Origin of the sequence: Thioalkalivibrio sp. ALE9 (assembly GCF_000377445.1) — a bacterium.
Lineage (GTDB): Bacteria > Pseudomonadota > Gammaproteobacteria > Ectothiorhodospirales > Ectothiorhodospiraceae > Thioalkalivibrio.
Map to the genome: position 1 here is coordinate 215180 of NZ_KB898124.1, position 20690 is coordinate 235869.

Consider the following 20690-nt stretch of genomic DNA (forward strand, 5'->3'; position numbering starts at 1 on the left):
TACTGGCATATACGTTGCTTGTAGTTCGGCATGAGTTCTTCTACATACTGGGATATGGATACCCGCTTCGGTGGTCATCCGGCTGACACCGGTCGCCGGACCAGGCTCGTTGCCGTTTCCCCCGGCAGTCGGTCGGCTGCGGCCCATCGTTTGCCCGGGCCCCGGCGCGTGCAGGCGCGCAGGCCCGGCACCCCCTCTCTCATCGCGGCATTCGGCGCGAGGTAGGACGATCATGATTGCTCGAGTCTCCCGACGCCTTCTGGCCCGGACCCTGCTGGGTGCGGCACTGGCACTGCCTCTGTGGGGCTTGTCGCTGGTGCATGCCTCCGGCCCCGTCCTCACGGTGGAGCCGGATCAGGCGGCCACCCAGACGGTCAGTGGCACGGTGATTCCCTTCCGCGAGGTCACGCTGACGGCGCAGTCCTCGGGGCGCGTGGTCGACGTAGCCGGTGCCGAGGGCGACCGTTTCGAACAGGGGACCGTGCTGGTAGCGATCAGCGATGACCGGCTGCGCGCCCAGCGCCAGGCGGCCGAGGCCGAGATGCGTACCGCCGAGGCTGCGATCCGCGAGGCCCAGATGCAGTACGGCCGCGAGATGATTTCGCCGCAGTCGCGCAACATCGGGCAGATGCCCGGCATGGGCGTGCCATCGATGTTCGACCAGATGTTTACCCAGCCGATGGGCCAGTTCATGGGCATGGGCGACCCCGCGCTGGACCGACGCACCGATCTCTACTCCCGCTACATCGGCGTGGATCAGGCCCAGGCGCGCTGGGAACAGGCCCGGGCCCGCGTGGCCGAGCTGGACGCCGCCATTCGCGACACCCGCTCCGAGGCCCCCTTTGACGGCCTGGTGATGCACAAGCACGTCGAAGAAGGCGACACCGTGCAGCCCGGGCAGCCGCTCGTCAGCTTCGGCCATGTCGAGTTCCTGCGCATCGAGGCCCAGGTGCCGGTGCGGCTGGTAAGCAGCCTGCAGGAAGACGACTACGTGCAGGTGCGGCTGGATACCGGCGACGAGGTGGAGGCCCGGGTCGCCCGGATCTTCCCCCTGGCCGATCCCCAGCGCCATACCGTGACCGTCAAGTTCGATCTGCCCCAGGGCGTGCGCGGCGGGCCGGGCATGCATGCGGCGGTGCATCTGCCGCAGGCCGGTACGCCGGGCAACCGCGTGGTGATCCCGCGTTCCGCCCTGATCCCGGGGGGCGCCTTGCCGCGGGTGGCCGTGCTGGACGGCGAGGGCCATGTGCGGGTGCGCATGGTGCGTCTTGGGGGTTCGCGCGGGGACCAGGTGGTGGTGACCTCCGGGCTGGAGCCGGGCATGCAGATCCTCGCGCGGCCGGGTGCCGGCGTGCGTTCCGGCCAGCCGGTCGGTGGACGCTCTCCGGATGCGGGCGCCGGGCGCCGCGGGGGTGACGCCGATCCCTGGAGCCGCATGTAGGGACGCCTCTCCGGCCCAAAACCGGATTCACAGCACCGGCAGGCGCCCCTGGCAGGCGCACCGGTGGCAAGGCGCCGCCCCTGGCGGTGCCCGGGACGCCAGACCGACAACAGGACCGTTCAAGCTCGATGGCCGAAGACGACAGACAATCCGAGACCGGTTTCCGGCAGAAGCACGGCGACCCCGGCATTGCCGGGCGCATGGCGGCGGCGTTTATCCATTCGCCGCTGTCGCCGCTGCTGCTGCTGGCCAGTATCGCGATCGGCATCCTCGGCTTGATGGTGACGCCGCGCCAGGAGGATCCGCAGATCTCCGTGCCGATGGTGGACATCATGGTGTCCTACCCGGGTGTGCCTTCGGAGCAGGTGGCGAGCCTGGCGGCACGGCCTCTGGAGCGGCTGATGAGCGAGCTCTCCGGTGTCGACAACGTCTACTCCGTATCGCATCGCGGCGAGGCGATGGTGACCGTGCAGTTCGATGTAGGCGAGGACATGGAGTCCTCGATCGTCAAGGTGCACGACAAGCTGTTTGCCAATCGTGACCTGATGCCGCCGGGTGTGAGCGAGCCGATGGTCAAGGCCAAGGGCGCGGATGATGTGCCGGTGGTGAACCTGACTTTCTGGTCGCACGAGGTGGATGATGCCCTGCTGCGCCAAATCGCGCTGGATGCGCAGCAACAGCTGAACGAGGTCCCCGATACCAGTCAGAGCTTCGTGGTCAGCGGGCGCGAGGAGCGCCTGCGCATCGAGGTGCAGCCGGAGCGCCTGGCCGGGTTCGATGTCAGTCTGGACCAGATCGCACAGGCCGTGCAGTCCGCGAACGTCGAGGGCGCCGCCGGACGCATCGAGAGCGATGGCCTGAGCACCGCGGTGTACACCGGGCGGTTCTTTACCGGGGCGGCGGATCTGGAGCAGCTGCTGGTGGCGGTCAGTGACGGTCAGCCGGTGTATCTGCGTGACGTGGCGGAGGTGACCTACGGACCGGGCGAGGTGGACCGCTTCGTGCGGCACTACTCCGGGCCGGCCGCCGTGGATCCGGACGCGGCGCCGGAGGGCGCGGCGGCGGTGACCCTGGCGATCGCCAAGAAGCCCGGCAGCAACGGCGTGACCGTGGCCAACAATGTCCTCGAACGTCTCGAACGCCTGAAGGGCAGTGTGATCCCGGACAACGTCGAGGTCGCGGTCTCGCGCGACTACGGCAAGACCGCCAACGAGAAGGTCAACGAACTGATCTTCAAGCTGTTCATCGCGACCTTCGCGGTGACCATCCTGGTCGGGCTGTTCCTCGGGATCCGCGCCGCGCTGGTGGTGCTGATCGTGATTCCGGTGGTGATCCTGTTCACCGTGTTCAGCGCCTGGGTCCTGGGCTATACCATCGATCGCGTCAGCCTGTTCGCGCTGATCTTCTCCATCGGCATCCTGGTGGACGATGCCATCGTGGTGGTGGAGAACATCTACCGACGCTGGCTGATGAAGCGCGGCATCGATACCGAGACCTCGGTAGATGCGGTGCGCGAGGTCGGCAATCCGACCATCCTCGCGACCTTCACCGTGATCGCGGCGCTGCTGCCGATGGGCTTCGTCTCCGGGATGATGGGCCCGTACATGCAGCCGATCCCGGTGCTGGGTTCGGTCGCCATGCTGTTCTCGCTGGTCGCGGCCTTTGTCTTTACCCCGTGGCTGACCCAGCGCCTGCGCCCCAGCATGGCCTACCTCGAAAAGGCCACCGACAAGGAACACCGCCAGGCCGAGAAGCTGGGTCGGTTCTATCGCACGGCGATCCCGGGACTGGCGGATAACCCCGTGCGCGGCTATGCCTTCCTGATCGGCGTGATCGTGATCTTCTTCCTGATGGTCAGCCTGTTCATGACCACCGATGTGCGCGTGAAGATGCTGCCGCTGGACAACAAGCCCGAGTTCCAGGTGGTGGTGAACTTCCCCGAGGGCACCGCCCTGACCGAGACCGCCACCCTGAGCCACGACATGGCACAGGTGCTGCGCGAGATGGACGAGGTGGTGGGCCTGCAGTCGTATGTTGGCACCGCGTCGCCGTTCAATTTCAACGGCCTGGTGCGCCACTACTACCTGCGCGACGAACCCTGGCAGGGGGATATCCAGGTGCAGCTGGTGGACAAGGGCGACCGCGGCCGCACCTCGCACGAGATCGCCACCGAGGCCCGCGAACGCCTGACCCCGCTGGCTCGCGCCGCCGGTGCGCGTATCCAGGTGGTCGAGATGCCGCCGGGCCCGCCGGTGCTGCAGTCGGTGGTGGCCGAGGTCTACGGCCCCGACGCGGCAACCCGCCGTGCGGTCGCCCGTGATCTGGAAGGCATGTTCGCCAATGCCGAGCACGTAGCGGACGTGGACAGCTTCCTGCAGGCGCCGCACGACGTCTGGCACTTTGATGTGGATCGTGACAAGGCCCTGCGCCGCGGCGTGACCGTCGAGACCATCAACCGCACCCTGGAGACCGCGATCGGCGGACAGATCCTGGGCGACGTGAAGGCGCAGTCGCTGGTTGAGCCGCACCTGATCGAGATGCGCCTGCCGATGGCCACGCGCAACGACATCCGGCAGCTGGAAATGCTGCCCGTGTTTACCCGGCAGGGCGGGTCCATCCCGCTGGCCGAGCTCGGCGAGTTTGTCCAGCGCCCGCAGGACGAGCCGATCTACCACAAGAACCTGCGTCCGGTGGAGTACGTGACCGGCGAGGTGGTCGGCCGCCTGGCCGCGCCGGTGTACGGGATGCTGGAGGTCCAGGAGCAGCTGGAGGACTACCGGCTTCCGGATGGCAGCCAGGTGCAGCCGCACTGGCTGGGACCGCCGCCGAATGACGATTCCACCGCGTTCGAGTGGGCCGGCGAGTGGACGGTGACCTACGAGACCTTCCGCGACATGGGCATCGCCTTCGCGATCGCGCTGATCCTGATCTACATGCTGGTGGTCTGGGAGTTCGGCAACTTCGTGCTGCCGGGCATCATCATGGCCCCGATCCCGCTGACCCTGATCGGGATCATCCCCGGCCACTGGCTGATGAACGCCGAGTTCACCGCGACCTCGATGATCGGCTTCATCGCACTCGCGGGCATCATCGTCCGAAACTCGATACTGCTGGTGGACTTCGGCCGCCAGGCGGTGGACGAGGGCCACGACGTGCGCGACGCGATGATCCTGGCCTGTCAGGCGCGTACCCGCCCGATCATTATCACCGCGCTGGCCCTGCTGGCCGGTTCCAGCGTGATCCTGTTCGATCCGATCTTCCAGGGCATGGCGATCTCGCTGATGTTCGGCACCGTGGTGGCCACCCTGCTGACCCTGCTGGTAATCCCGCTGGGCTGCATCTCCGGGCGCCGCGCCTTCTGCCCGACCAGCCTGGACGAAAACGGCGAGGCGGCTGCGGTGTGCGCGAACGGTAATGGCCACGGCAACGGCCATGGCGGCGGGGCGGCCCCGGCTCCGGGCGCGACCGCCGGCGCCGCGGGCAACGACCTCTTCGGCCCGCGCGAGGGCGGGCCGGTGACCCAGGCGGTGCAGTATGCCGGCCTGTACCTCAAGTGCCTGGCCCTGGCCTTCCTCGAGGGCCTGCGCGATCTCGCGTTCGCCCTGTGGCGCCTGATCCGGTCCTTGCTGGAGCGCCGTCGCGACGGTGGCGGCGGGCCGGGCGGCCCGTCGGGCGGCGGCTCCACCCCGGGCTTCGGTAGCGGTCCGGCGAGTGGCGGGCCGTCGGACACGGGCTCCGGCCCGGCTGCGGGCAAGGCGCAGGACCGCCAATCGGCCGGTCCCGCGGATTCGGAGCCGGTCGCGCAGGCACCCCAACCGGCGGGTCGCCCGGAAGAGCCGGAGCCCGCCGCCGAGCCTTGGGGCACGGCGACCCCGCCGGCGGCCACCGACAACGCGGATGTGAAGGCCGAGGACGCGGCGCCTCCAAAGAAAGCGAAGTCCCGCGCCGGCGGGGCATCCCGCGCGGCGTCGGCGAAGGCGACGTCCGCGTCCGGCGCCACGGAATCGCGGTCTGCGAAGGGCGGCTCCAGCCGCGCGGCCGGCGCGGCCGGGAGCGGTGCCGCGGGTACGAAGACCGCGAAGAAGGCGTCCAGTGGCACGACGAAGACAAAGACAAAGGCCAAGACGCAGTCCCAGGCCAGGACGACTAGCGGCGGCGCGGGTAGCCAGAGCAAAGGGCGTGCGAGCACGTCCGGCCAGGCCGCCAGCGGACCCAAATCAAGTGGTGGCGCGGCGAACAAGCGCACGGCGCCGGCGTCCAACAAGAAGACCGGCGGAACCGCCAAATCCGCCTCGACCAGTAGCAAGACCGGCCGCAAGGAGAGCGGCACCACTCCCAAGGGGGGTGGCAAGTCGGGTACGCCCGGCAAGGGCCGCGCCCGGCGCGGGATTCGACTCAAATGATCACGCAAGCAAGACCTCAAGGAGGTTCCCGATGAAGAAGCGATTCAACACCCGAACGATCGGTACCACGCTGGCCAGCGCCGCTGTGGCATCCGTGCTGGCCCTGGGTGTGGCCCAGGCCGACGAGCAGCAGGGCTACGGCCAGGGTCCGGCGATGGGCCAGCAGGGTCCGGTGCCCGGTCCCTACGGTCACGCCCCCTATGGCCAGGGCATGGGCATGCATCCCGGCGGCGGGATGATGCAGCAACGCGAAGGCTCCGGTGACTTCAGCTTCGGCATGTCCGGGCGAGGCCATGGCCAGGGCTATGGCCGTGGCCATGGCGACGGGTACGGGCAGGGTTATGGTCGTGGCCATCAGGGTTACGGCCCCGGGTATGGCTACGGCCCCGGGTACGGCCAGGGCTACGGTCCCGGCCCGCAGCAGGGCGGCTTCGGCCATCCCGGGATGATGCAGCCGGGCTACGGCATGCAGCAGCGCCCGGGCTACGGCCAGATGCCGGAATTCGATCCGGACAACCTGCCGGAAGACATGCCGGAAGAGATGCGCGAGCGCATCCAGGCGCAGCATGCCGAGCGCCAGGAACGCATGGAAGAGATGCAGGCCATGCGCGAGGCACGCCAGAAGGCGATGGAGGCCGGCCGTGCCGCGTATGAAGAAGAGATGGAGCGCCAGCGCGAGCAACGCATGGAGATGATGCGCGAGCGTCGTGAAGCCATGGAAGAAGGTGGCGGCTACTGATCCGCGGATCAGTCATCGCAGATCGACGGGCACGCAGGCCCGTCGTAGTGGAAGCCAGACGGAGGCGGTTCGCCATGCAGGGCAGGCAGTCCGGTCAATCGAAACGCACGCGAGTCAGCACGATCCCGATGCTCGGGGTCGTGCTGGCTGCGGGGTTCCTTTTGCCGGTCGCCGACCTGGCGGCGAGTGATCGCCACAACCCCTGGGCCTCCGGTTCGCCGGAGGTACAGCGCTCGGCCCCGGAACGCCCGCGCGGGCGCTTCCCGGACCGCGACTACGACCCGTCCCGACGGGCCGAATCGCGGGAGGCGCCGGGCCCGCCGCCGCATGCTCCGGGGTACCGGGGCTACGGGCCGCAAGGTCCTTACTGGGCGCCGGGTTCTCCGTCGTTCCACCCCCCTGGCGGGATGCCAGGAGGGTATCCATACGGATATCCGGGTTCGCCCGGGTATCCGGGAATGGGCGGGCCGTTTTCGGCCTTCCCCTGGGGGATGGGCGGTTTTCCGTTCCCCTGACCGGTAAGGCGCGTATTCGGGAAGCCCTCCCCGCGTGCGCGCATTCAAATTGAGGGCATGACTCCTTCAGGAGGTAGCACCATGAACAAGTTCGTCAAGGCAGCAGTTCTCGCCGTTTCCCTGGGTGGCCTGGCCGCCCCGATGATGGCCTCCGCCCAGTGGGGCGGCCCGGGTTACGGGTACGGTCCCGGCCATTACGGCCCCGGCTACGGCTATGGCCCCAGCATGCCCTTCTTCGGTGGCCCGGGCTATGGCCGCGGCCACGGTATGGGCGACATGATGAGCGACATGATGGGCGGGGGTGATTTCGACTTCTCCGCTCGCGGTCGCGGCCATGGCCACGGGTATGGTCACGGTTACGGCGACGGCTACGGCCGCGGTTATGGCCATGGATACGGCCATCCGGGTTACGGCTACGGTCCTGGCTATGGCTATGGTCCGGGCTACGGTCCGCAGGGCTGGGGTCCGCAGGGTCAGATGCCCCAGCAACAGCAGCAGGGTCAGGGCAACTAAGTCCATCCCGCTGTTCGGGCCTGCCCGTTTCGGGCAGGCCCTTTTTCCGGAGTGTTGCGGATTGACGGGCTGCACGCAGCCGTCAATCCGCAATGTTCCAAGGAGACGCCATGCAGACCGTCGTCGCCAATCTCAAGGGCGGTACCGGCAAGAGTACCGTGGCCTTCAATCTGGCCCTGTGGCTGCTGGAGGGGCGCCGCCGGGCCCTGACCGTGGACCTGGATCCCCAGCGCACCCTCAGCGACGTGCTGGAGGTGCGGCGGGAGGAGGGCTATGAACCGGCGCTGGATGCGGTGGAGGGCCTAGACGCGGCGCGTGTCCGCGCCGGTGAGTACGACGAGGTGCTGATCGATGTCGGCGCGTCGGACATGGCCTCGCTGATGGCGGCGGTGCAAGGCGCGGACCGCGTGCTGATCCCGGTGCCCCCCAGTCAGGCGGATGTCTGGTCAACGCATCGCTTTGTGCAAAGGATTCAGGAGCAGCGTGGATCCGGCGAACGCCCGGAGATCCTGGCGTTCATCAACCGCGCGGACACGCATCAGGCCGTGCGCGAGACCGACGAGACCTTTGATGCGCTGCGGCAGATCGACGGCGTGCGCCTGCTGAAGCCGCGGTTGAAGCAGCGCATGGCATTCCGGCGCTCGTTCAGTGAGGGGCTGTCGGTGCGCGAGCTGGAGCCCCGCGGCAAGGCCGCCGCCGAGCTGGATGCCCTGGCGGTGGCGCTGTTCGGGCGGCGGCGCCGCAAAAAACAATAACGATTCGCGCCCGGGGCTGCCGGGCTGCGGACGCGATGGAAGGAGGAGAGCTTCATGCGTTTCATCCGCAATGCACTGGTCGTGATCGGGCTCCTGGCGCTGATCGGCGTGGGGTATGCCATCTTCGCCTTCGAGCCCTACCTGAGCCAGGCGCGGTCCCTGGACGCCCAGGCGCCCAAGGTCTATTCGCAGATGGCCCGGACGGTACTGGAGACGGGCGATGCCGCGGAGGCCATGGTCTACAAGCGCCAGGTGGACGAGGGGCTTGAAGTCGAGGACGTGGAGGATGTGCTGCGCCTGGTGGCCAACGAGCTGAATATTCGGAACGTCGGCGAGTTGCCGATGGGCGAGGAGGTCCGCAGCGTGACCGGCGAGGACTTCCCGTTCCTGAAGATCTACATGTTCTGCGATGTGGCCATCGCCGCGCAGATGGTCCGACACAGCCCGGCGATGGCGGCCTATATGCCCTGCCGGATCGTGCTGCAGGAGGATGCCGAGGGCAATCTGTGGCTGATGACCCTGGACCTGAACCCGATGATCCACGGGGGGCGGCCGTTGCCCGAGGATCTGCACGAGCAGGCGGTGTTTGTGAAGGAATCCCTGGAGGAAATTATCGATCGCGCTGCCGTTGGCGCCTTCTGACGGGGATGGCTCCCGTTTCCATGAAACAGCAAAGGGCGTTCAATGAGTGAAGAAAGTAGCAGCGAGTTTGCAGAGGTTCGGGACGAGGCCGACAAGGCGGATGCCCGTTCCCGGCGTCTGGAACTGATCGTCTACACCGCACTGGTGGCCTTCATCGTGCTGGCCATCTACGGTTTCTGGCTGATCACCAGCCTGACCCGGGATGTGGGCCAGCTTACCCAGGAGATCACCCAGATGACTCAGGTGATGGACCGCGACATGTCCACCATCGCGGGGCATATGGCGTCGATGGACCGGCAGATGACCGACATCAACAACACCATGCGGGTGATGAACGACGAGGTCGCGGTGATCGCCGGTAATACGCAGTCGATGGACGCCAACATCGGCTCGATGACGCGCGATACCCGCGTGATGGCGGGCTCGATCACGGGCATGCAGCAGGATATGTGGAGCCTGAATCGCAATGTGGGCGGCCCCATGGGTATGATGAACATGTTCAACCCATTCACCGATCAGGGCGGTCCGGTCCGGGGTTCCCCGGGGCCGTATTACCCGCGCTGATCGCGCGTTTTGACTGACGGAGTCCGCATGTTCAATCGTCCTGGCCCTCGCGTGCGCAAGCAGCTCAAGCTGCTGAGCGACCGCCTTGCCGAAGAGAATCCGGTCCTGAAAGGCGTGGTCGATCCGTTCCGGGATCTGGACCGGGTCGGCTATGCGGCCGGCCTCCTGGATCCCACGGAGGATTCCTACGCCTTTGGCATCTCCTGGTGGCCGATGATCGCAACGCTGGGCACCTTCTCCGCCGGCAAGTCCACGTTCATCAACGAGTACGTGGGCACGACCGTACAGCGCAGCGGTTCGCAGGCAGTCGACGACAAGTTCACCGTGATCAGCTACGGCGGTAGCGAGCATGTGCAGGAACTCCCGGGGCTGGCTCTGGACGGCGATCCGCGCTTCCCGTTCTATCGGGTGTCTGACGAGATCGAGCGGATTACCGACGGCGGCGGGCGCACGGTAGACCACTTCCTGGCGATGAAGACCGCGCGCTCGGAGCGTCTGCGCGGGCGCATCATCATCGACTCCCCCGGCTTCGATGCCGACGAGCAGCGCGCGACCATCCTGCAGCTGACCGATCACATCATCGACCTGTCCGACCTGGTGCTGGTGTTCTTCGACGCCCGCCACCCGGAGCCGGGTGCGATGCGCGACACCCTGGAGCATCTGGTCAACCGTGTCGCCGAGCGCAACGATTTCACCAAGCTGGTGTTCATCCTCAACCAGATCGACACCACCTGGCGCGAGGACAACCTGGAAGAGGTCGTCTCCGCCTGGCAGCGGGCCGTGGTGCGCCAGGGCAACGCGACCGGGCGCTTCTACTGCCTGTACAACGAGAGCGCGGCGGTGGAGATCGGCGATCCGCAGGTGCGCGAGCGCTACGAGGAGAAGTCCCGCCGCGATCGCGAGGAGATCCACGCCAAGATCCAGGAGATCAGCTCCTCGCGCTCCTACCGCATCCTGGGCTCGCTGCAGGCCATCGCCGAATCCATCGAGATGGACGCCCTGCCGGCCCTGAAGAAGGCGCTGGAGCGGTGGCGCCGCCGGGTGGTGCAGTTCGATGCCGGGATGTTCGCCGTGGTCGCGGTGCTTTTGGGCCTGGTCGGGTACCAGTCGGCAGGGGGCATCGCGCCCTGGACCGACGGGAGCGTCTGGCAGGCCATGGGCGAGCGTCCGCTGATGACGGGCTTCGGGCTCGTCGTGCTGGCGATCGTGCTGGGCGGCATCCACTTCTTCAACCGCCGCTGGCTGGCACGGCGCATCGCGCGGACCCTGCCGACCGAGACCGCCGCCGGGAACTGGCGCGCGGCGTTCGAGAAGAACACGCGCCCCTGGCAGCCGATGATGGGACGGGCGCCACTGGGCCTGGGGCGCCGCATGATCAGCCGCCTGCATCAGCTGCGCGATCGCGCCGAGGCCTATATCCAGCGCCTGAACAATCAGTTCGTGGATGCCAGCCCGGTCTCGCGGCAGGGCGGGCGTGCCTCGGCCACCGATGTTTACCATCCCAGGGAGCCGGAAGCCCCGGCCCCGGAACCGACGCCGGGCACGGATGCGCCCCGCGATTACGCCGAGCCGGAGGTGCCGGAGAAGCGCCAGGGGTAGGAGGTCGAGTGCCTCCTCCTCGCGTGATGGCTCGCAACCACAAGCAAGGCGACCAACCGATGCGGCTTCTGGCTGCAAACGTTGTGCAGGAGGAGAACGATGACCATACTGGCGTGGCTCATGTTTGCGCTGGCCATGATTCTGGTGCCCATCTCGGTATGGGCCAGCATGGCGGCGCTGGGGGTTTGTGCCGGATGTGCACTGATTCGCGACTGGCGCAGGGGGCGTCAGGCGTCGGGGCAGTGAGCCGGATAGACCAAGGGCTTTAACCAACTGGGGACGGATCGCGCAGGGGGCTGTGGCGGGTCCGGTTCCTGTTACCAATGGAGGAGAGAGTAAAGATGAGTGATCAGAAGAAAATGGCCATTATTGCCACCAAGGGCAGCCTGGACTGGGGCTATCCCCCGTTCATCCTGGCCTCCACCGCGGCTGCACTGGGCTATGACTGCGAGGTGTTTTTCACCTTCTATGGTCTGCAACTGCTGCGCAAGAAGCTGGATCTGCAGGTGACCTCGCTGGGCAACCCGGGCATGCCGATGCCCATGCCCATGCCGGTGATGCTGCAGGCCCTGCCGGGCATGCAGAAGATGATGACCGTGATGATGAAGAAGAAGATGGCGGCCAAGGGGGTCTCCGATCTGGGCGACCTGCGCGAGCTGTGCCTGGAGGCCGAGGTGCGCATGATTGCCTGCCAGATGACGGTGGACCTGTTCGACATGGACACCAGCGAATTCATCGACGGCGTGGAATACGCCGGGGCCGCGGCGTTCTTCGAGTTCGCCGGCGAGTCCGACATCTGCCTGTTCATCTGAACCGGCGGCGCGCCTGACGCGCCCTCAAGGCCCCGCAGCCCCGGCTGCGGGGCCTTTTTCGTTTTCGGTCTTCATGCCGCAGTTAAAAGGACATTTTCACCACGAAGCGCACGAAGGTACGAAGAAGGGCCAGGGCGATTGAACCACGGAGAGCACGGAGTGCACTGAGAACACTGCAGTTGTTCGGGTGCTCAGGGTGCGTTGATCACAGCGAACCGCATCGCGGCCGGTTCGCCCTATAGGATGGACGCGCTGGGGTGCGGTAATCGGCGTCCTGCCCACCCAGGAAGGGATTTCTCCGTGCCCTCTGTGTCCTCCGTGGTAGAAACGCTTTCGACCTTGACCGTGACCTTCTTCGTGCCTTCGTGCGCTTCGTGGTGAATATATAAAGGGATCCTAGTCGTGGCCGGCGTACATGGCCTCGATGGCGTCGGCGTAGTGCTGGGAGATGACCGGGCGCTTGAGCTTCATGGTCGGGGTCAGCATGCCGTTGTCCACCGACCAGGGTTCATGCACTACGTGCACGTGGCGGATCTTGGCGTAGCCGGGGAAGTCGCGCAGCTGGTATTGAATCCGCTGCAGCAGGGCGCGTTCGGCGGAGCGCGGCAGCCGCCCGGAGGCGCCGGGGTCAAGGCCCTGGTCCTCGGCGAAGGTGGTCCAGGCCTCGGGCTCGGGGACAACCAGGGCGGTCAGGAAGGCGTGGCTGTCCCCCACGACCATGACCTGGTCGAACAGGGCGTCCAGGGCGATGGCCATTTCCATGTCCGCCGGCGGGACCTTCTCGCCGTTGGTCAGCACGAGGATGTCCTTCAGGCGGCCGGTGATGAAGATGTGGCCATCGTCGTCGATTTGTGCCTGGTCGCCGCTATGCAGCCAGTGATCCTCGTCGATCGTGCTCGCGGTCGCCTCCTCGTTCTTCCAGTAGCCAAGCATCACGCAGCTGGAACGGGTGAGCAGCTCGTCCATCTCGCCGATCTTGACCTCGATGCCGGGCAGCGGCTTGCCGATGGAGGCGGGCAGGTTGTCGTCCGGGGTATTCACGCTGACCACCGGGCTGGATTCGGTCATGCCATAGCCGTGCAGCACCGGCAGGCCCAGACCAATGAAGAACCGGGCGATCGGCGGCGGCAGGGGCGCGCCGCCGCAGACCGCGAAGCGCAGCTTGCCGCCCAGGCGGTCCAGGACCTTGTGGGCGACGATGCGCTCCAGCAGCGGCCACAGCAGGAAGCCGGGCGACCAGGACGCGCGGCCCTGCTGGTATTCGAAGCGGCGCCAGCCGATGGCCACGGTGGCCCTGAACAGGCCTCGGCCCAGCGCGGATTTCTGTTTCAGGCCGGCCTGGATGCGGCCGTGCACGCGCTCGTAGATGCGCGGAACCGAGATCAGCACGGTCGGCTGGACCGACATCAGGTCCTCGCCCAGCCCCTGGATGGAGCGCGCGAACGCGACCTCGGCACCGATCAGCATCGGCATGTAGTAGCCGCCGGTGCGCTCCAGCATGTGCGACAGCGGCAGGAAGGAGAGGAAGCGGTCGGCATCCGACAGCGGCCCGGCGGTGGACGAGGCCTGGGCGTTGTCGAGGATGTTGCGGTGCGACAGCATCACGCCCTTGGGCCGCCCGGTGGTGCCGGAGGTGAACACAATGGTGGCCAGGGCCAGCGGGTCGAGATCCGGGCGATGCACGCGTTCCGGGTCGCCGCGTTCCAGCCAGGTCTCGAGGTCCATCACCCGTTCGTCCTCGGGTTGGCCTTCGGTGTGGCCCAGGCAGACGAAGCGCTTGAGCGAGGGCATGTTCGCGAAGTGTTCGGACAGGCGGCGACTGTGCGCGCTCTCGCCCAGCAGGAGCAGGCGCGCCTGGGTCTGGCCGATGATGTAGGCGACGTTGTCCGGGCGGTCATCGGTGTACAGCGGGACCGTGATCAGCCCGAGTTCGGTGGCGGCCTGGTCGAAGGCGACCCACTCGCGCGAGTTGCCGAGCATCAGTGCGACCCGTTCCCCGGGCTTGAAGCCCTCGCGCGCCAGTGCCGCCTGCCAGCGATCGACCATCGTGGCCATTTCGCTCCAGGTCGTTTGCTTCCAGGTCTCGTCGGCGGCGCTGTAATGACGATAGGCCGGCGCATCCGGGCTCATGGACACGCGGGTGCGGAACAGCGCGGGGAGGGTCGGAGCCTGTTCCGGGGTGATGGTGGTCGACGGCATGGCGTCCTCGCGAGCGGGGTTCGGTTGTCCCGGACGTTAGAGGACGCCTGCGCCTGGGGCAAGTCCCGGCCCATTCGGCCGCTAGCGCACCCCTAAAGGATGGGCGACGGGCTGGTAGGCGATGGCACCCAGCACCAGGCTGAGACCGATCAGGGCGATCACGCCGCCACCGGCCATTCCCAGGGCCGGGCCGATGTAGGTCAGCCGGCCCATGCGGGTGGGGCCCAGCCAGCGCCGGGTCCAGTCGCGTGCCGAAACGGCGAGGGTCGCCAGCACCGAGACGGTGGCGGCGGTCCCCAGGGACATCGCCAGTACGGCGGCGACGCCGGCCCAGGCCAGTCCCAAAGCGGCGGAGACCGCCATGATCAGCACGGCGCCGGAACAGGGGCGGATGCCGACCGCCAGCACGGTACCCCACCAGGTGCCGCGGTGGTTGGGGTCCACGTGGTGCGGGGTCCCGCAGCCGCAGTGGGCGTCATGTCCATGGGTGTGGCCATGCTCGTGGTCGTGTCCATGGACGGGCGCGACCCGATGCGCGCGCTGCAGCCGCCACGCGTGACGCAGGGCGCGCGCCATCAGCCACAGCCCGAGCAGCGCCACCAGGGCGAAGCTGGCGATCTCCAGGGTGCGCACCTGGCCCAGGGTATCCCGCGCCAGCCAGCCGAACAGGCCGATCAGCACGCCGACCAGTACGATGGCGGTGACGCCCTGTGCCAGCGCCGAGACGGTGGACAGCAGGATGCCGCGGCGCAGGTTCTGCGGCTGGGTCAGCAGGTAGGCGCTGATGACCGCCTTGCCGTGGCCAGGGCCGGCGGCATGGAAGATCCCGTACAGCAGGCTGACCAGGATCAGCGCCCCGGCGGTGTGTGCGGTGGGGCCGTCGCGCAGGGCGTGCAGGCCTTCGGTCAGGCTGCGGTGGAGCTGCCGCTGGGTCTGGAGCATCCAGCCGGTCAGCCGTTCCAGGGGGCCGGGCGGTTCGGCCAGCGGGGCCGGGGCGTCGAGGCGGTCCGGGGGCGGCGGCGCCGCGCGCTCGGCGGGCGCCTCGGTGGGGGCACCCAGTGGATGACCGGTCGCGGCCTGTGCGAGGCCCGGACCGCCGAACAGCAGGCACAGCGCGAGCAGCATCAGCAGGCCCGGGAGGGCGGGCTGCAGTGGGTTCCGGATTCGATGCGTTACCTGGTGCATGGCGTTACTGTATAACACACGAGCCATCGGGTGGTGTGTGCGCGCCGTCCGGTTGTGAAGCGGCATCCCCCTCAGTCGCATTCCAGCGTGGCGGTCTCCGCGAAGTGGCGTCCGAGGTTGTCGACCGGGCTGCGATCCTGGCGTTCCAGGGTCGCGGCGTAGCGGATCAGCTGCGGGTCAGGTCGGGGTTCGTCGATCGTCACCGCGCAGCCGGGCCGGTTCTCGACGAAGACGATGTCCTCCGGGTCGTGAAGGATCTCGATCCAGTACTCGGGATCGAACACGCGGTAGCTGAAGCGGTCCCCGGCCGTGATGTCGAGGTCCTCCAGCGGCAGCTCGAAGCGCAGGTGCAGGCGGCGGTCCTCCAGGGTCAGACGGGCGTTGCGCGCCGGCGGGACGTCCAGGTCGCGCTCGCCGGTGCTCAGTTCGGTGAAGTAGTCATGCCCGGCCAGGTTCTCGCGCATCCGTTCGGCGGCGTGCTCCAGGGCCGTGTCAATGTCGGTGTCCCCGTCGAGCTGGCCGGTCAGGTCCTCCAGCAGCATGTGGCTGTAGGTGGGGTCGATGCGCCAGGACTGCTCCATGCGTAGCAGCTCGCCGGCCTCGTTGAAGACCAGTCCCACGCGCAGGTCGATCCAGGCATGCGGGTGGGCGAGCACCCCGGTGGGCAGCAGCAGGCCCAGGATCAGCACGAACCAGGGGCGGATACGCATCGGCTTCAGGTGGCGCGCTGCCAGCGCGTGCCGTCGGGGGTGTCCTCGAGCTCGATGCCGCGGGCCGTCAGCTCGTCGCGGATGGTATCGGCGGTCGCGAAGTCCCGGTTCTTGCGGGCCGCCTGGCGCGCGGCGATGCGTTCCTCCACCCAGGCGGCGAGCTCGTCGTCGCCGGAATCGCCCTGAAACCAGACGCCCGGGTCCTGCTGCAGCAGGCCCAGCAGGCCGGCCCCGGCCAGCAGTTCGCCCTTGCGCCGGGCGCGTTCGGCGTCGTCGCCGGCCGCGGCCAGGGCATCGCTCATGCGGTGCAGCGCGGTGATCGCGGCGGGGGTGTTCAGGTCGTCCAGCAGCGCCGCGAACACCGGGGTGTCGGCGGCGGCCACCGGTGCGGGCTCGATACCGGCGGCGTCGCGCAGCACGCGGTACAGGCCGTTCAGGCTGTTGCGCGACTGGGTCAGGGTCTCTTCCGAGAAGTTCAGCGGGGCGCGGTAGTGGCGCGACAGCAGGGCCAGGCGCAGGACCTCGCCGGGGTAGTGCTGCAGCAGGTCGTGCAGCAGCTGGAAGTTGCCCAGCGACTTGGACATCTTCTCGCCGTCGATGGTCAGGTGGCCGTTGTGCACCCAGTAGCGGGCATAGTGCGTGCCGTGCTCGTGGCAGCTTTCGGCCGCGCAGCCCTGGGCGATCTCGTTTTCGTGGTGCGGGAACACCAGGTCGTGGCCGCCGCCGTGGATGTCGATCATCGGCCCCAGGTGGGCGCGGATCATCGCCGTGCACTCCAGGTGCCAGCCGGGGCGGCCGGTGCCCCAGGGGCTTTCCCAGCCGGGCTCGCCCGCGGCAGCCGGCTTCCACAGCACGAAGTCGCCGGGGTGGCGCTTGTAGTCGGCGACCTCGACCCGGGCCCCGGCCTGCATGTCGTCCAGCGAGCGGCCGGACAGGGCGCCGTACTCGGGGTAGGAGGTCACGTCGAACAGCACGTGATCCTCGGCGACGTAGGCGTGGCCGCGGTCGATCAGGCGCTGGATCAGCTCGATCATCGGCTGGATGTGTTCGGTTGCGCGCGGCTCCAGGGTGGGCTCCAGCGTGCCCAGCTCGGCGATGTCCTCGTGGAAGGCGCGGGTGAAGCGTTCGGTCAGGGCGGCAATCGGCTCGCCGTTGTCGGCGGCGGCCTTGTTGATCTTGTCGTCGACGTCGGTGATGTTGCGCGCGTAGACCACGTGGTCCGGACCGTAGAGTTCGCGCAGCAAGCGGAACAGCACGTCGAACACCACCACCGGGCGCCCGTTGCCGATGTGCACCCGGTTGTACACGGTGGGGCCGCAGACGTAGAGGGTCACCCGCTCCGGGTCCTGCGGCACGAAGGCTTCGTCGTGCCCGCCCAGGGTGTTGTGCAGGGTGAGGGTCCGGGGCTCGCTCATTATTCGGTGTTTCCCTTGCCGTACAGCGTCTCCGGCGCGATCTCGGGGTCGCTGGTGACCACGACACTGTCGTTCTCGACCTGCAGGTAGAAGCAGCTGCGACGTCCGGTGTGGCAGGCCGGCCCGGTCTGGTCGACCTTCAGCAGCAGGGTGTCGCCGTCGCAGTCCAGGTGCAGGGAGTGCAGTTGCTGGACCTGGCCCGACTGCTCGCCCTTGCGCCACAGCGCCTGGCGCGAGCGCGAGTAGTAGCACACGCGCCCCGTGGCCAGGGTCTCGTTCAGGGCCTCGCGGTTCATCCACGCCAGCATCAGGACCTCGCCGGTGTCGTGCTGCTGGGCGATCGCGGGGATCAGGCCATCGGCATTGAGCTTCAGGCGGTCCAGGACGTCGGAGATCGGGTGGCGTTCGCCACGGGGTTCGCCTTCGAGTTGCTTGAACATCGCTGCGTCCGCTTGCGGGAGCGGCGAAGAATAGCATTTTCCCCGGGGCTCCCGAAGCCCGGGCAGGGGCGCGGTGGGTACGGGCCTTGCGCGGCGGCCCCGGGTGGTCGATGCTCGAGGCAGGCAGGTAAGCCAGGCGGATCTCCACGGCAGCCGGGAGGCTAGATGGAGCAAGACAGGCAGAGGGCACGCAGGCCCAGCGCGGGGCGGACCGCGGCCATCATTGCCGTGGTGTATCTGGTCTTCGGGCTGGCATGGATCGGACTGTCCGACCGCGCCCTGCTGCTGATGGTCGACGATGTGGCCTTGCTGGCGCAGTTACAGACCCTGAAGGGATGGGGCTACGTGACGGTCACCGCCGCGGGCCTGTTCCTGCTGGTGTATTACCCGCTGCGGGCGCGCGACCGCGCCTCGCGCGAGGCGCGGCGGCTGACCGCGATTGTCGAGCGCTCGCCGGTGGTCGCGATTGAATGGGCGACCACGCCCGGTTGGCCGGTCACCTTCGTGTCGCCGAACATCGCGCGCTGGGGGATCGATCGCCATGCCCTGTTGCAGGGCGACGTGAATTACGCCGAGCTGATTCATCCCGAAGACATCGACCGGATCGTGGCGGATGTGGCCGCGCACATTGAGCACGGCCCGGATCGCTATACCCAGCTCTACCGCCTGCGCAGCGGCGAGGGTAACTGGCTTTGGGTGGAAGACCGGACCTGGCTGACCCGCGACGAGGTCGGGCGGGTGACGCGCATCCACGGCCTGCTGCTGGATGTGACCGAGCGCCTGCGCGCCGAGCGGGACCTGCGTGACTCGGAGACCCGCTTCCGCGCGATCTTCGACAACGTGCAGGAGGCGATCCTGCTGCAGGATCTGGATACCGAGGGCCTGATCGGGGTGAATGCCGCCGCCGAGCGGATGTACGGGTACAGCCGGGCCGAACTGCTCGCCTGCAGTGTGGATGACCTGAGCGCGGACGAAGGCGGCTACGACGTACAGCGGCAGAAGGCGCTGATGGAACGGGCCCGGCGCGGGGAACAACTGGTCTTCGAGTGGCGGGCGCGCCACCGCGACGGCCACGGCTTCTGGGTGGAGGCCAACCTGCAGGCCACCGAAATCGCCGGCGAGCGGCTGCTGCTGGTGACTCTGCGCAACATCGAGGCGCGCAAGCAGGCCGAGGCGGCGCTGGCGCGCCAGGTGGACCGATTGAGCCAGGCGGAACGCCATGCGGGGCTGGGCAGTTGGGAGTTCATGCTGGAGACCCGCGAGCTGTGGTGGTCGGATCGGCTGTATGCCCTGCTCGGGTGCGATGCCCGCTATGGCACCCCGACGCTGGAGGCCTTCGCCCGGGATTTCTTCGATCTCGACTCCGCGGACGGGAAGAGCTTTTCCGATGCCATGGAAACGCTGATCGCCGGCGGACATCCCGGGCCGCGGCGGCTGTTGCTGAAGGCGCGCCCGGAGGTTCGCGCGGAGGCGTGGTTCAGCATCACCATGGAGGCCCCGCTCGAGCGGGCCGACGGCATGCACTACGTGCAGGGCACGGTGCTGGAGGTCACCGAACTCAAGCGCAGCGAACTGGAACTGCGCGACCTGAATGCCACGCTGGAACAGCGGGTGACGGAGCGCACGGCGGCTCTGCAGGCCCTGAACCAGGAACTGGAATCGTTCTCCTACGCGGTCTCGCACGACCTGAAGGCCCCGTTGCGCGGAATCGAGGGCTACAGCCAGCTACTGGAGGCGGACTACGGCGAGCAGCTGGAGGGCGAGGGGCGTACGTTCGTGCGCAACATCCGCCAGGGCGTGGCGCAGATGAACGAGTTGATCTCCGATCTGCTGGCCTATTCACGTATGGAGCGCCGGCCGCTGGAGGAACGGGAGGTTCGTGTGCGCGCGCTGGTGGAGGAGGTGCTCGAGTCGGTGGACCCGAAGCTGCGCAGCCGCGCCGAGGTGACGCTGGAGATCGATCCCGATCTGGTGTTCCAGAGCGACCCCGATGGCGTTGCGCTGATCCTGCGCAATCTGCTGGAAAATGCCTTCAAGTTCAGTGCCGAGCGCGAGACACCGCAGGTGACGGTGCAGGCCGAATCCCGCAGCGCTACACTCGGGATCTCGGTACAGGATAACGGGATCGGCTTCGACATGGCGTTTCAGGATCGCATCTTCGATATCTTCCAGCGCCTGAACCGCGCCGAGGCCTACCCGGGAACCGGTGTCGGCCTTGCGCTCGTGCGGCGAGCGGTCAACCGCCTGGGCGGGGAGATCCGCGCCGAGGGTACGCCGGGCGTGGGCGCCCGCTTCCACGTGGAGTTCCCGCGATGAGCACGGCCGCGCGTCAACCGTCCATCCTGGTGGTCGAGGACAACCCGGTGGATATCGACCTGATGCGGCGCGCCTTCGAGCGGCGCAACCTCACCAACCCCCTGGAGATCGCGCGCGATGGAGTGGAGGCCCTGGCGTTCCTCGAGTGCTGGGAGCGGGGCGAACTGGCGCTGCCGGCGGTGATCCTGCTGGATATCAAGCTGCCCAAGGTGGACGGGCTGGAGGTGCTGCGCCGGATCCGCGAACACGAGCGTTTCCGCCGCATTCCGGTGGTCATGCTGACCTCCTCCAGCGAGGATCGCGACATCGCGACCGCCTACGACTGCGGGGCCAATTCCTACATCGTCAAGCCGGTGGACTTCGCCAAGTTTGTCGATGTCGCCGAGCAGGTGGAGCTGTACTGGTGCCTGCTCAATCACCCGCCGAGTTGAACATGCGGCTG

At 67.8% G+C, this 20690-nt stretch carries 17 protein-coding genes; 12 read left to right on the forward strand and 5 right to left on the reverse strand.

What is annotated here, in order from left to right; genetic code table 11:
* Positions 1–232 precede the first annotated feature (232 nt).
* From D106_RS0106745 to D106_RS0106790, 10 genes are all read left to right on the forward strand, one after another.
* The gene (locus D106_RS0106745; protein WP_018879608.1) at positions 233–1441 is read left to right on the forward strand and encodes an efflux RND transporter periplasmic adaptor subunit; all 1209 of its coding nucleotides are present in this window, start codon (positions 233–235) and stop codon (positions 1439–1441) included.
* A 128-nt stretch (positions 1442–1569) separates the two neighbouring features.
* Positions 1570–5844, forward strand: a complete 4275-nt coding sequence (locus D106_RS0106750) for an efflux RND transporter permease subunit (RefSeq protein WP_018866460.1) — start codon at positions 1570–1572, stop codon at positions 5842–5844.
* Between the two features lie 31 nt (positions 5845–5875).
* Positions 5876–6583: a sulfur globule family protein gene (locus D106_RS0106755; RefSeq protein WP_018866461.1), complete on the forward strand. Its 708-nt coding sequence runs from the start codon at positions 5876–5878 to the stop codon at positions 6581–6583.
* 596 nt (positions 6584–7179) lie between these two features.
* Positions 7180–7611 (forward strand): sulfur globule family protein, encoded by a 432-nt coding sequence (locus D106_RS0106760; protein WP_018866462.1) that lies wholly within the window; start codon positions 7180–7182, stop codon positions 7609–7611.
* Between the two features lie 110 nt (positions 7612–7721).
* Positions 7722–8366, forward strand: a complete 645-nt coding sequence (locus tag D106_RS0106765; RefSeq protein WP_018879609.1) for an AAA family ATPase — start codon at positions 7722–7724, stop codon at positions 8364–8366.
* 54 nt (positions 8367–8420) lie between these two features.
* Positions 8421–9008, forward strand: a complete 588-nt coding sequence (locus D106_RS0106770; RefSeq protein ID WP_018866464.1) for a DUF302 domain-containing protein — start codon at positions 8421–8423, stop codon at positions 9006–9008.
* Positions 9009–9050: 42 nt separating this feature from the next.
* Positions 9051–9572, forward strand: coding sequence for a hypothetical protein (locus tag D106_RS0106775; protein WP_018866465.1), 522 nt, complete (start codon positions 9051–9053; stop codon positions 9570–9572).
* A 27-nt stretch (positions 9573–9599) separates the two neighbouring features.
* Positions 9600–11171 carry a dynamin family protein gene (locus D106_RS0106780; RefSeq protein WP_018879610.1) on the forward strand — a complete coding sequence of 524 codons (1572 nt, stop codon included), beginning with the start codon at positions 9600–9602 and terminating at the stop codon, positions 11169–11171.
* 99 nt (positions 11172–11270) lie between these two features.
* Complete coding sequence (locus D106_RS15190; protein WP_018866467.1) at positions 11271–11417, forward strand: hypothetical protein; 147 nt, start codon at positions 11271–11273, stop codon at positions 11415–11417.
* Positions 11418–11512: 95 nt separating this feature from the next.
* Positions 11513–11983: a DsrE/DsrF/DrsH-like family protein gene (locus D106_RS0106790; protein ID WP_017941517.1), complete on the forward strand. Its 471-nt coding sequence runs from the start codon at positions 11513–11515 to the stop codon at positions 11981–11983.
* Positions 11984–12379: 396 nt separating this feature from the next.
* Here D106_RS0106790 and D106_RS0106795 read toward each other — a convergent pair whose 3' ends face one another.
* The 5 genes from D106_RS0106795 to hisI form a co-directional block, all read right to left on the reverse strand.
* Entirely contained in the window at positions 12380–14182 is a 1803-nt protein-coding gene (locus D106_RS0106795) for a long-chain fatty acid--CoA ligase (protein WP_018879611.1), read from the reverse strand.
* Positions 14183–14263: 81 nt separating this feature from the next.
* Positions 14264–15307 (reverse strand): nickel/cobalt transporter, encoded by a 1044-nt coding sequence (locus tag D106_RS0106800; RefSeq protein WP_018866470.1) that lies wholly within the window; start codon positions 15305–15307, stop codon positions 14264–14266.
* A 131-nt stretch (positions 15308–15438) separates the two neighbouring features.
* Positions 15439–16077 carry a DUF1007 family protein gene (locus D106_RS0106805; RefSeq protein ID WP_018866471.1) on the reverse strand — a complete coding sequence of 213 codons (639 nt, stop codon included), beginning with the start codon at positions 16075–16077 and terminating at the stop codon, positions 15439–15441.
* 5 nt (positions 16078–16082) lie between these two features.
* Positions 16083–17492, reverse strand: a complete 1410-nt coding sequence (gene cysS, locus D106_RS0106810) for a cysteine--tRNA ligase (RefSeq protein WP_018866472.1) — start codon at positions 17490–17492, stop codon at positions 16083–16085.
* Positions 17492–17932, reverse strand: coding sequence for a phosphoribosyl-AMP cyclohydrolase (gene hisI, locus D106_RS0106815; protein ID WP_018866473.1), 441 nt, complete (start codon positions 17930–17932; stop codon positions 17492–17494). Before hisI ends, cysS begins: the two co-directional genes overlap by 1 nt.
* Before the next feature lie 228 nt (positions 17933–18160).
* Between hisI and D106_RS0106820 the strand changes: the two genes are divergently transcribed.
* A complete protein-coding gene (locus D106_RS0106820) occupies positions 18161–20248 on the forward strand; it encodes a PAS domain S-box protein (protein ID WP_018879612.1) in 2088 nt (695 codons plus the stop codon).
* Complete coding sequence (locus D106_RS0106825) at positions 20245–20679, forward strand: response regulator (RefSeq protein ID WP_018866475.1); 435 nt, start codon at positions 20245–20247, stop codon at positions 20677–20679. The genes D106_RS0106820 and D106_RS0106825 overlap by 4 nt, the downstream gene beginning before the upstream one ends.
* Positions 20680–20690: the final 11 nt, after the last annotated feature.